This window comes from Aminobacter sp. 01T433, from assembly GCF_056398585.1.
This window is the reverse complement of the sequence record NZ_JBFTPR010000008.1, coordinates 1-11,162: the sequence shown is the minus strand read 5'-3', so window position 1 is coordinate 11,162 and position 11,162 is coordinate 1. Positions and strand designations below refer to the sequence as shown.

The window sequence follows — 11,162 nt, the reverse complement described above, 5'->3', positions numbered from 1 at the left end:
GGAGGTCAGCCCTCCATGCGGTACAGCGACAGATACAGGCCGGCAGGTGTGCCGCTTGCCACAACGCCGCGCACTGAGCAGCCCCACGGCAGGTAGATCACGGCCGAGCCGGCTGCGGTGACAGCGCTCCCCGGTACGGCGATATACGTCGCACCGTCAGGCCCCAGGATTTCAACGCTCACGGTCGCGCCGCTGAACGTACCCGAAGCGAGCAACAGGTAACGACCGCCGAAGCTCACCGGCTTCGCAGCGCCGGTCGCAGCGACGTTCGACAGTAGATCGATTTTGGCAGCAGGCATGTTCAGCCCTCAAAGAGATGAGAGGAGCGGCCGAAGCCGCCCCAATTATTCGTCGACGGCCTCGATCGGCGTGTCGTCGGAGAACGGCGCCGGCTCATCGACGGCAGGCGTAGGGTCGCCGGCCGCAGGCGCAGGGTCGCCGGCAGCGGCGAGGATCGCGTCGGCTTCTTTCGCCGTCGTGATGTCGTCGCGGCCGGTCAGTTCCTTCGCCTGGGCGATGCGCTCAGCGGCGGAAGGCTTGCCAGACGGCATCGAGCCGCCTTTCTTGCCGTCGCTGTCGTGATCGAGAGGATCGGACTTGCCGATCTTCTCCATCCACGACGAGGCGAAATCCGCCTTCGGATCGGTCAGCGAGAACTCGGCGTCTTTGGTGCCGGGCTCTCGGATCATTCCGCCGTAGTAGCCACGAGCGGTTGCACGAACCTTCATGGCTTACACCCCGTTCGTCTGGACGCCGGCCACGACGCCAGCGGTGATCTTGCCGGTCGTCGGGGCCGTGCCGCCTGCCACAGTGTATTTCAACTGCGCGTACTGAAGGTTGATGCCCTGGGGCAGCAGCGTCCACGGAACCTGGAACCCGGCCTTGAGTTCGGCGAGCGTGAACGTCCCGATCGTGATCGTCTTGTCGGGAGTGAATGTCTCAGTGCTGTCGAGTTCTATGTCGATCTTCAGCGTCCCGAGATTGTTGAACGTCTCCGTTACCTGAATGAGGAACGGGATTTTCAGCGACTTGGCGACATCGCGCGACAGATCGGCAGCGTGGCCGAAAGCGCGGCCCATGGCGCCGAAGTTGACGGCGTTGGTCGACGCAGCGGTTGCCGTAACGGCCTGCTGGTCGGACAGAAGGAGGGTTTTGTCGAAGATCATTTTGATTGCCTTCCTCAGCAAATCAGAGTTCCCGGTGCGACCATCGCACCGGGCATTGCGGAATTCACATCACTCGCGTCAAACGACGCGAGCTTCGGTATTCAGAAGCGCATCCGTTTCGCGGATCGGGATGTCGCGCCACGCGTTGACCATCTTGCCCTCAAGCTCGCGAGGGACCAGACGAAGCGCCGAATTCTTGGCGGTGCCGCCGATGTTCGCACTCAGCTTGTCGAGTGCGGCCATGACGCCCCGGTTCATGTAGATGGCGATGCGCGAGGACACGCTGTCGTACCGGGTCGACTGGAGCTTGTAATAGGCGTCGATCATCAGCGAGTGGATGTCGATGTTGCCGGCCAGGAGTGCCGCCACGTCGATGTTGGCTATACGGGCGTTGTAACGCCAGTCCTTGACGGCAAGGCCCATGTGCCAAGTGAACAGCTCTTCCTTGACGAAGAACGGACTGCCCGTGTCGTCGAGAACACGCTGTTCGCCCTTGTCCTGACGCTGGACGCCAGCCTTCGAACCCTCTGGGAACAGGAGGTGCGAGGCGTGATCGCCCCAGGTGATGAACCAAATGGACGTATTGGCCGAACCGGTGCCGCCAGCGTCAACGATCTGGTTGCCCGCGCCTCCGCCGCCCTTGACGCCGTAGCGCGCCGCGAAGCCCTTGAACTTTTCAGGGGTAGTCGCGGTGTCATGGTAGAACAGACCGGTCGCCATCTCCTGGTTCATGGCCTCAAGGTGGCCAGATGCCTCGCCTAGACGCAGAGCGGCAGGGTTCTTCGAGCGTTCAAGCGCGCGCACGTCGACGCCCGATCGAGCCTCAAGGAAGCCGGTCGTGTCTTCGACGGCCTGAATGCTGCCCTTCGACTGCGGGATGCCCTTATAGAGCGCGCCCCAAGCCGGCGTCGGCAGGCCGGTGCGGATCGCATGCTTGTGCGCCGAACCGTTGTTGCATTCCATCGCGACGGCGTCGTCGAGGATCGGGTTCTGTCGCTTCAAAACTTCGATGACCGCGCCAGTAGCGGGATCATTCTGCTTATGAATGTCGATCAGGTTGATATAGGTGGACGACAGAGTTGCCATCGTTATTTGCCCTTCGGTTTGTCATCGGGATAGAGCGTCTCGGCGGTATCTGCCTTGACCTTTTTCCCTGGGTTTTCGCTGATGGCCGGGTTGTCTTCACCGATCAGGGCACCGACCGTCGCCATGAACCGGATCATTTCGGGGTGGTTTCCCCCTCCCGAAGCGTTCAGATATTCCTTGAGGCCGGGCGTGCCGTACTTGTTGACGACGCCGCTGGCCGATTTAACTGTCCCGTCCCACTTGGCGCCGCCGATCTCCGGGTCCTTCTTGGCCTCATCGACCCAGCCGGAAACGGTCTTGGCCCAGCCCTCGCCCTGCGCCTTCATGCGAGCCTGCTGCTTGGCGATGAACTTGTCGGTCAGCGCCTGGGCTTGCTTGCCGGTCAGACCAGCGGCCTTGAACTCGGGCGAAAGCTCGTCGAGCAATTCCTGATCGACCTCGACGCCTTCGGGCATCGTGAGCGCGTACTTGCCATCTTCCGGCACCTTGTCGGACGGATCGTCGGCAGCGGGCTTGGTCTTGTCGTGCTCGACCTTGGCGGCTGCGTTTTCCTCAGCGGTCTTCGCCGGGTCAGTCTCGTATTCCTTCCACTCAACGGCAGGAGGATCGCCGGCAGGCTTGGCGGCATCGGGCTCGACCGGGGCCTCGACCTTACCGGCGTCGGCCGGATACAGAACCGAGCCCGCGTCGGCAGGCGGCGTAACGACAGCAGCAGGCGGATCGCCCGCGCCACCACCCGAACCGCCTTCGGGCGCGAACACCACTCCTGCCCTCAGCCTATCCCTCAGCGTCAACAACATGCACCGTTTCCTTTTCGAGGTCCTTCCGTTGTGCCGCCTCCAGAAGCAGGCGCGGATATTCGGTCGGGCCGATTTCCTCCAGCTTGACGATCAGACGCAGACCAATGTTCTGTTCACCCAGCCTAAAATTCGTCGCGGCCTCATCGCCTTGGTAAGCGGTGCGCGAAACGCCACAAAGCCCGAGAAGCCACAACAGGGTTCGTCGTCCATGCGGTAATCGCAACACTGCTTCCAAATCACTGGCGATCTGGTCACGCTGCAATCCTTGGTCCTTAGATGGTTGCTCGGTCAAATTGGCTTCGCTCAATGCAGCACCATCCTTTCGGCCGGCGCGCCGATCTCTATCGTGTACCAGCCGTGCGCGTCGTCGCCGGCTATGCAAACTATCGCCTCTATCGCCTCGCAGTTGTCACCGGCAGCGTCGAAATAGTCGGTTATCGGCAGCGTCAGACCGCCCGCGAACACAGCGTAGTTCTGCGTCAGGTTCAGGAGTTCAACGGTCGGAGCGGGCTTCGGCGGGAACATCACCCAATCCCCAGTTGCTGCAGCACAGAACCGCCGCCGCCTGTGTCGACCTCGCTCAGGAGGCGAGCGGCTTCAGCGCCTTGGCGGACGGCCGGCGCCATGGCGGCGGCATTCGCGGCGCTCTCAGCCTGGGCGCGCTGTTGTGCGCGGCCTTCCCGCTTCTTTGCGACTTCCTCATCCGGCACAATGACGGACGGCGACGTACCGATCATGTCGCCGTAGATGTCGATACCCTCGTCCATGTCGACTTTGTCGAGCACTTCAGGGTTGACCGCTGCGAGGTTGCCGACGAACGAGAACAGACGTTCGATCGAGCCAGTCGAGACGGCTTTCTGTGCCTGGGCAAGCATCGAGATATACTCGATCTTCAGGTCCTGCCCTTCCAGTTCTGGAGGCGGAGGCGGCAGCATCGAGCGCGCCTCCATCATGTCATAGGTGCGGTCGATCGTCGGCGCCAACTGCCCGCCATAGATGTTTTCGAGAACCGGGCCGAGCGCCAGAAGCTTCTCTTCCTTGCGTTCGGCGATCTCGAAATTGTTGCGCGGCTGGATGCCCTCCATGTTGGCGAGCATCAGGAACAGATCGGCATAAAACGCGCGCTCGATCCGCTGCGTCGTAGTCTGGATTTTGTTCTCCAATTCGGTCAGCGACAGGTTGACCTCGATCGCAGCGGTATAGCCGCGCCCGGTCGGGTCATCGACATAGGTGATCGACCCAGGCATGAGGGACGCCGGGTTGTTCTTGAGCGACATCGGCCCTTTCATGGGCGGTCGCACCTTCTTCTCGATCGCCTCGCCCGAGCGAAGCTGCATCGTCTGGAGCATCTTCACATCAGGAAGCGCGTCCATACCCGGCGAGACTGCATAATGATCTTCGGCGACGAGTTCCCAAGCCGGGGCAATGATCGGGTTGCTGTCAAAGCCACTTTCCTCAAGCATGCCGCTGCCCGCGATCGGCCGCGCGCCATCCTCCCAGTAATTCGAAGACCAAGGCTTGTTTCGCTTGTCGATCTTGGTGACATCGCGGTCATGGCGCGGCTCGACCGCGTGATTGATCGTGAACCGCTCGTCGTAATCGCTCTTGTCGTAACAGCGCTTGACGGCGTTGCTAACGTTGTCCAGGCCGAACCTGCGCACGATACGCTCGACCGACCAGGAGAACTGGCGGTAAAGCGTCGATGCCCTGCCCGTCTCATCGCGCGCGATCCAGAACGATCCATGCAGCAGTTGGATCATGCGGATCACCTTGTCGGTATCCTCGACCAACAGGCCGCAGGACTGGCCGAACAGCCCGAGATCACCGTACCCCCAATGGAACGAGTTGTAGATGTTCGATGCCTGGAAGACATCGCGCATGCGCTTTTCCACCGTGCTCAGGTAGGCCTTAACCGGAGCGAATTCTTTCAATTCGGGGTCGTTGGTCGCAAGGCGGAACCACGGACGAGCTGGCGACGTGATGCCCGAATGCAAGCCGCTGGCGAGCGTCCGCAGCGCGAACGATCCGCTGCTGTCGACGATCTTCTTCCGCGAAGGCCGGCCTTCGCTCGTGTTCAGCGACAGTCGCAGGCGCGAAGGTGCAGTGAACTCGGAAAGCTCGCTCCAATGCGGCTCCCATGGGTTGCGCATCTCCTTCAGCGACTGGAGGCGGCGGTCATGGTACTGGCGCTTGGTTTCGATCTTCACGATGACCTCAGGCGCCGAGCAGCGTCTTTTTCTCAGTCGGGGCAGCGCCAGTGACGCCAGAGCCCGACGTTAGGATCGTGTCGCTCGCCGCCCGCATCTGGTCAGTCGTGCGGCGCGAGGTGTCGCTGGCGACCGCCGTGTCGGGCTGGCGCTGGGCTGCGCGCTCAGGCGGCAGGACAGGAGCGGCAACGTCAGGCGAATTGAACATGCACATGAGAATTCATCCAATCGCTAGAATGGTCAGTAGGATGGCGGTGATCGAAACGAGGTAGGTGACGGCCGTGGCGAACAGGCGAGCGCGACCGCCCGGCATCTGGTCGACGAGGCACGACGCACCGACAGGCACGGCGCCAGCAAGCGCGAGCAGCAGGTGAACGCCGCCGCCGAGCTTCAGGAAGGCGACGAGGTTGATTGCCACGAGCAGCACGGAGAACAGCCGGCCGTTCGCCGCGATGTTGCGAGCAATCGCGAGCCTGTAGTCGAGCTTGTGCGGATCATGTTCCATGCCGCCGATGATTAGCGGCGGATGGTTGACCGGCTGAACGTCACCCGCCCAAAGAAAAACCCGGCTGGTTAGGCCGGGTTCTCTGCATCTGGCTTAAAGCGGTCAGGCGTACGTTCGCCCAGGATCGAAACGGCCGGCGCTGTAATTCGGATGGCGCAACGCTCGGGCGATGAAGGCCGTGAACGAGGGCTTGCCGTCAGCTTCGATCGAGGCGGAGCGGCGGAGGGCATCGAGCGCGATAGCGTCACGCGGCGACGGGATGGCAGTGTGTTCGAAGAACGAGACGATCGACAGCATGAAGTGGCTGAACATCGAGAACATGCGGCCAAGGAACGAGTAGCGAACCATCGGATATCCTTTCATTGACGGTAGTTGATAGACTGCCCGCCAAGTTGCGCACGGCAATGGTTGCTCAGTCATACGGGTTGTAATCAGCGTCCATCAGTGGAGCGCCAACAGCGGCCGCGCGCTGTGATCGGTCCTTCTTCGACACCGGCTGCGCAAACGTCAGCGCGAGCGCATCGCCCTTGTTCGGCGATGGAAGGCCGCGCTCCTTCATGTCCTGCTTGCTTTCGAGCAATATCTTGCCGTCGAGCCGCGCCACGGTCTCCGGGCCGATCAGGTCTTGATAAAGCTCCTCGTCTTTTGGATCGATCGTGCCGCCCTTCTTGATCCAGGATTTTATGCCGCCCCACATCTCGGCGCGCTTGTTCGCAAACCCCGGATCGGTCGCCTTGCCGCCGAACCATACAAGCTGCCACGCACGGCCCATGACTGTGCCTGCCGACGCGATGCCCGTCCCATAGCCCGCGTCGACGAATACCGCGTCGGCTTGGTGCTCATCCTCCAGGCGAGCGATCAGGTTGGCGACCTCGACATCGTTGTCGTTGCGCGGGAGCGTCGCGAGGCTCTTGGAGTAGAGCCCTTGTCGCAGAACGATCTCAAGCGCATCGTCGCCGGTCCATGCCGGGTCGACGCCCAGGATCACAGGCGCGAAATTGAATTGCTCGGGCCGCAGGTGGCGGGAGCGAGCGCCGTCAACGTCGTCGCCTGATATGAACTGCAAGGCAGACTGCGAGGGGAATTGCCCCCGAACGCGGATTTTGAAGAAGTCGCTATCTTCTCCATGGTCCTCAAGCCATTGCTGGATTTTCTTCTTGTTGGTGCCGGGGACCGTGCGGCTGTCGATCTGGCGCGGCACCCAGCGATGCCTATACTTGCGGAAGCATTCACGGAACCGGCCAGAGTTGCGCGTCGGATTGCCGTAAACGATCCAGATGATGACGGTGTTCTCGTCGGTCAACGCGCCTTCAGCGACTTCCCACACCTTGTCATGGATTTTCGACGCCTCGTCGAATTCCAGGATGATGATGCGCCCGACGTTGTGCAGACCGGCGAACGCCTCAGTGTTGTGTTCGCTCCACGGAATGAAGTCCTGGCGCCAGTCATTCACATGGAGCTTGTCGCGCGACTTGATCGATTGCGACTGCACATCAAACCAATGCGCCGTTATCGAGGTGCGGAACCATTTGCCAATCTCTGGGGCGGTCTTGGTTCGTAGCTGGCCGTCAGTGTTGGCGGTGGTGACGATCTTTGCGTCGGCAAAGCACGACATCGCCCAGTTCGACAGCATGCCCATCGACGCCGACTTGCCGATGCCGTGGCCGGAAGCGACGGCGATTTGCAGTGGCTCATGACGCGTCTCAGGGTTAGCCAGATGGTCGCGGATCACGCGAAAGATATCCGCCTGCCACTCACGCGGGCCGTCATAGTCGGCTAGGACGCCATGGCCCCAGTCCCACGCGAATTGCGCCCAGGCCAGCGGATCATACCGGCAGGCAGCAGCTTTCTCGATTATCGCATCGTTCGGATCGGCAGCGCGAGGCTTGGCCATTAGCCGCCCTGCCCTGATCTGGCCGCGCGTTCCAACCGTTCGGCGAGCGCTTCAGTCAACCCGACCTCGACCTTGTCGTTGTAGAGCGCGAGGTGGCGCGCAAGCTGATCGAGCGCCTTAGACTTGTCGGCGAGCTTCACCGTGAAATTCTGGTTGCGGTCGTAGCCCCAGCCGACGATTGCGCGCCGCACGTCTTCCGGCAGGTATTTGATATCCCGCGCGCTGCGCAGTCCGGTGATCGCCTTGCCGTCGTCGCTAAGCTCGACATTACCTGCAACATCTTCGGGCAATGCATCGCGTACGATCTCGATCAGATCGAGCGGGTCATAGAACGCCATCCGAGAGATTTCTTTCAGCACTCGATCGGCTGTGATCTCGGTTTTCTCAGAGCGTTTCGACACCGCTGCGTCGATTGCTGCCTTGATATGAGTTTTGCCGAGTAGCTGTGCGGCGATGTCATGCGCGCTTTTCTCGCTGAACCCCGCCCGTATCGCCGCCTGCGTGGCGTTCAAATCGATCAGGTATTCGGCGACAAATCGCTCCTGTTTTGGAGTGAGTGTTTTCGCCCTGATTTCGTCAGCCATAACCTCGTTTTCCTGCGTTGTAATTTCCGCATCAGATAACGCAAGGATGGTTGCTCGAATGAACGGGGTGCAGGGGAGGTTTCGACAAGAGGTTTTAATAACGACATCGAAAATTCGTATTTGACGAGGGTCAGCGCGGTATATACTGCGGCGACCCCCTATTTTTATAAATGTTTGATGTCTCTATTATAACCTCTTTGTCACTAAGGGGAGTAGTAGTTAAGCGATTGGAAAACATGAATAATATTGGATTTTTGGTTGCGCCAAGAGGTTCTGATTTGGTCAAAAAAGGTCGATTGTTTAGTACGCTGTGAACAGGTTTCGAAAATCGTTCACACCTCGTTCGCAGGTATACAGTGCGGCGATCGAGCCGAATTGAAACCTCAAATAAAACCTGTTGACATAGTGTTGCGTTTGGTGCGACTGTCGCAACACATGAAGACGGGAGAGACAAAATGGATATCCGCAGAGCTGACGTTTTCGAAGCCCACGCCGACAGCATGATCGCGCTTGCGAGGGTCTATTTCACCCTTGTTGGTGATCTTGTGCGCGAAGGTCATCGTACCGAGGCGTCTGGATTGTGTTCCGTCGTCAAGGCGATGGAAGAATTCGGCGTCAACATGAAAAACACGATGAGCGCGGTCCTGGCCGAGCAGGCCGACGAGGACGCAAAGATCGAAGCAAAGGTAGAGGCTGAGATGCGTGCTCGCGGGATCGACTCGGAGAGCATATCTGGTGAGGACTATGACGCATTGGTGGCGCAGATCGAGGCGGGAATGGCCGAGGCCGCAGCATGACCCTCGCCGAGCGCATCGCCTACGAGCACGCCGTCGAAGATTGCATACGCACAGTCAGCCAGTCATGCCCAGGCGCCGACGCAGATGTGTTCGAGGCGCTTCGCTCCGTGATGCCTGATAAGCCGTCGCGGATCGTCTACAGCACGCCCGTCAACTATCTGGAGCAGCTTCAGAGGTTGGCGCAGCGCACATGGTTCGAGAAGCATGGCCACGGCTCCGGGCTGTCAGGCGCGACCGCTGATGCCCTTGCCGGCCTCGATACGCCGCTTGGCAGGTTCCGCGCGGTGATCTGGCGCCGCCCATGGGCCGGCAAGCGTGGCGAGCGCTTGTGCTGGTCGACCGAGTATTATCTGAACGACGAGCCTGTCACACTCGACGAGGTCAAGGCTGCAGGCTTGGCGAAGGGCATCCGCCAGCGCCGCTCCGAAGCTGGGATATTGCCCCGCAGGAAGAAGGTCCAGAAATGAAGATCGCCCGCGTAATCGACTACGAAACCACCGGCACCCCGGAAGACGACGGCGCCGAGATAATCGAGTTCGGCCGGATCGATGTCGACTTGGCCTCACGTGAGATCGCAAACCCATGGCAGTCGTTCGCTCAGCCGCGTGGGCCTATACCTGCCGTGACAAAGGCCGTTCATCACATCACCGAGGACGACGTGAAGAACGCGCCAGACGCCAGAGAGCTCTGGGACGAGTTCTATGACGGATGCGCCGAAACCGATGTCCTGGTCGCGCACAACGCGAAATTCGAGATGCACTTCCACAACGGCGACGGCCGGCCGTGGATAGACACCTACAAGGTGGCGCGCATCGTGTGGCCCGACGCGCCGACGCATTCGAACCAGGGCCTGCGCTACTGGCTCGACCTCGATGTCGACGCCCACCGCGCCACGCCGCCGCATCGCGCGTTGCCCGACGCCTATGTCACGGCTCACCTATTCGTGCGGTTGCTCGACGAGAAGACGCCTGACGAGATGATCGTGATGTCGAGGTATCCCGCGCTGTTGAAGGTCATGAACTTCGGCAAGCATCGCGGCACCACGTTCGAGGCGGCTCCGATCGACTACCTGGAATGGATCAGGGACAAGAGCGATATGGACGAGGACACCAAATTCTCGGCCCGGTACTGGCTGCAAAAGCGCCTCTAAACTGTTGCGCAAAGTGTTGCGATTTATGTTGACAGTCGTTGCTAGTGTTGCGATAGTTACAACATAAGGATTTGGGAGATAACCGATGACCGCCCACGCGAAAATCCAGCCTGTACCGTTCACAATCATCGACCGGCTTCATCGCGCGCCGCTGCCGTCGCTCACCCGCATTCTCTACGACGGCGAATATTACACAGTGAACGATCACCTACTGCCAGCGCTCGAACGCGGCGAGACGCCTTTCGAGCTTGAGCTAGACGCGGACGAAGACGACGAGGCAATGCTGTGATGAACAAGATGGCCACCTACCGCGCGCACCTTTCCGCCGACGAGGTCAGCAAGTCGCTGCTCATGGCGCATGCACTCAGCGGGCATGCAGACCCGCTCACGGTCGCGCACCACGTCGCAACGGCCGAGGAGAAATTCGGCAAGCTGGCGTTGGCGCTTGGATATCGTGTTGAGAAAATCGCCACAGCGAAGGTAGCCGCCTGATGATCGCCCGCCTGATCAACCACCTCCAGCCGTTCGAGCGCGTCGGGATCGCCCTGCTGCTCGCGGCACTGATTATCGGCCAAAGCTGAGGTGCTGCCGTGAAGCCATGCCGGACACCAAGGGAACTCCGTGCTGAGGCGTCCAGGCTGTGGCGTCAGGCTGAGGTTCTAGCCACTGCCGGCCAGCATGAGCTTGCCGATGAATACGCCAGCGAGGCCGCGTGCCTCTACGCCAGCGCCGACGAACTTGAAAGGATTGCAGCATGACAAATCAAATCCGCCCAGCGCACCGAGAAGGCATCCGGCAAGCTACCAGTGCCAGCCGCCCGCCCGCTGTTCGCGCAGATAGACGCGAGGACGAGATGACCGGCTGGCGAGGTTTAGCTTTAGCCACAATCCTAGCCGGGTTGGCAGCAATCGACGCCGCGCCCCCGGCTCCCCGTCAACGAACCCGCTACAGGCCGCCAGAGCCGGATCACGAG

Annotated in this window: 18 protein-coding genes; 5 read left to right on the top strand and 13 right to left on the bottom strand. The window is 60.7% G+C overall.

Translation table 11 applies throughout. The features are described from left to right. Positions 1–5: 5 nt before the first annotated feature. The 13 genes from AC1DLV_RS15695 to AC1DLV_RS15635 all read right to left on the bottom strand — a co-directional run bounded on the left by AC1DLV_RS15695 (position 6) and on the right by AC1DLV_RS15635 (position 8,242). On the bottom strand, positions 6–299 hold the full coding sequence (locus tag AC1DLV_RS15695) for a hypothetical protein (protein WP_476801009.1): 294 nt from the start codon (positions 297–299) through the stop codon (positions 6–8). Positions 300–344: 45 nt separating this feature from the next. Next, positions 345–728 carry a hypothetical protein gene (locus tag AC1DLV_RS15690; protein ID WP_476801010.1) on the bottom strand — a complete coding sequence of 128 codons (384 nt, stop codon included), beginning with the start codon at positions 726–728 and terminating at the stop codon, positions 345–347. Between the two features lie 3 nt (positions 729–731). Beyond that, entirely contained in the window at positions 732–1,166 is a 435-nt protein-coding gene (locus AC1DLV_RS15685; protein WP_476801011.1) for a Bbp16 family capsid cement protein, read from the bottom strand. 78 nt (positions 1,167–1,244) lie between these two features. After that, entirely contained in the window at positions 1,245–2,252 is a 1,008-nt protein-coding gene (locus AC1DLV_RS15680) for a major capsid protein (protein WP_476801012.1), read from the bottom strand. Positions 2,253–2,254: 2 nt separating this feature from the next. Continuing rightward, the gene (locus tag AC1DLV_RS15675; RefSeq protein ID WP_476801013.1) at positions 2,255–3,052 is read right to left on the bottom strand and encodes a hypothetical protein; all 798 of its coding nucleotides are present in this window, start codon (positions 3,050–3,052) and stop codon (positions 2,255–2,257) included. Beyond that, positions 3,030–3,359: a Bbp19 family protein gene (locus AC1DLV_RS15670; RefSeq protein WP_476801014.1), complete on the bottom strand. Its 330-nt coding sequence runs from the start codon at positions 3,357–3,359 to the stop codon at positions 3,030–3,032. Before AC1DLV_RS15670 ends, AC1DLV_RS15675 begins: the two co-directional genes overlap by 23 nt. Then, positions 3,356–3,577, bottom strand: coding sequence for a hypothetical protein (locus tag AC1DLV_RS15665; RefSeq protein WP_476801015.1), 222 nt, complete (start codon positions 3,575–3,577; stop codon positions 3,356–3,358). The genes AC1DLV_RS15670 and AC1DLV_RS15665 overlap by 4 nt, the downstream gene beginning before the upstream one ends. Continuing rightward, positions 3,577–5,259, bottom strand: coding sequence for a portal protein (locus AC1DLV_RS15660; RefSeq protein ID WP_476801016.1), 1,683 nt, complete (start codon positions 5,257–5,259; stop codon positions 3,577–3,579). Before AC1DLV_RS15660 ends, AC1DLV_RS15665 begins: the two co-directional genes overlap by 1 nt. A 7-nt stretch (positions 5,260–5,266) precedes the next feature. After that, positions 5,267–5,473 (bottom strand): hypothetical protein, encoded by a 207-nt coding sequence (locus AC1DLV_RS15655; RefSeq protein WP_476801017.1) that lies wholly within the window; start codon positions 5,471–5,473, stop codon positions 5,267–5,269. Between the two features lie 6 nt (positions 5,474–5,479). Continuing rightward, positions 5,480–5,764 (bottom strand): hypothetical protein, encoded by a 285-nt coding sequence (locus AC1DLV_RS15650; RefSeq protein ID WP_476801018.1) that lies wholly within the window; start codon positions 5,762–5,764, stop codon positions 5,480–5,482. Positions 5,765–5,866: 102 nt separating this feature from the next. After that, positions 5,867–6,112 carry a hypothetical protein gene (locus AC1DLV_RS15645; protein ID WP_476801019.1) on the bottom strand — a complete coding sequence of 82 codons (246 nt, stop codon included), beginning with the start codon at positions 6,110–6,112 and terminating at the stop codon, positions 5,867–5,869. A gap of 64 nt (positions 6,113–6,176) precedes the next feature. Further along, complete coding sequence (locus AC1DLV_RS15640; RefSeq protein WP_476801020.1) at positions 6,177–7,658, bottom strand: terminase; 1,482 nt, start codon at positions 7,656–7,658, stop codon at positions 6,177–6,179. Further along, entirely contained in the window at positions 7,658–8,242 is a 585-nt protein-coding gene (locus AC1DLV_RS15635; RefSeq protein ID WP_476801021.1) for a terminase small subunit, read from the bottom strand. Before AC1DLV_RS15635 ends, AC1DLV_RS15640 begins: the two co-directional genes overlap by 1 nt. A 455-nt stretch (positions 8,243–8,697) precedes the next feature. On the opposite strand from AC1DLV_RS15635, the gene AC1DLV_RS15630 reads away from it, so the two are divergent. The 5 genes from AC1DLV_RS15630 (at position 8,698) to AC1DLV_RS15610 (ending at position 10,681) form a co-directional block, all read left to right on the top strand. Next, a complete protein-coding gene (locus AC1DLV_RS15630; protein WP_476801022.1) occupies positions 8,698–9,039 on the top strand; it encodes a hypothetical protein in 342 nt (113 codons plus the stop codon). Continuing rightward, positions 9,036–9,506 (top strand): hypothetical protein, encoded by a 471-nt coding sequence (locus AC1DLV_RS15625; protein ID WP_476801023.1) that lies wholly within the window; start codon positions 9,036–9,038, stop codon positions 9,504–9,506. The genes AC1DLV_RS15630 and AC1DLV_RS15625 overlap by 4 nt, the downstream gene beginning before the upstream one ends. Then, the gene (locus AC1DLV_RS15620; protein WP_476801024.1) at positions 9,503–10,189 is read left to right on the top strand and encodes an exonuclease domain-containing protein; all 687 of its coding nucleotides are present in this window, start codon (positions 9,503–9,505) and stop codon (positions 10,187–10,189) included. Before AC1DLV_RS15625 ends, AC1DLV_RS15620 begins: the two co-directional genes overlap by 4 nt. An 85-nt stretch (positions 10,190–10,274) precedes the next feature. Further along, complete coding sequence (locus tag AC1DLV_RS15615; RefSeq protein WP_476801025.1) at positions 10,275–10,478, top strand: hypothetical protein; 204 nt, start codon at positions 10,275–10,277, stop codon at positions 10,476–10,478. Beyond that, a complete protein-coding gene (locus tag AC1DLV_RS15610; RefSeq protein ID WP_476801026.1) occupies positions 10,478–10,681 on the top strand; it encodes a hypothetical protein in 204 nt (67 codons plus the stop codon). The genes AC1DLV_RS15615 and AC1DLV_RS15610 overlap by 1 nt, the downstream gene beginning before the upstream one ends. The last annotated feature ends 481 nt before the right edge of the window (positions 10,682–11,162 follow it).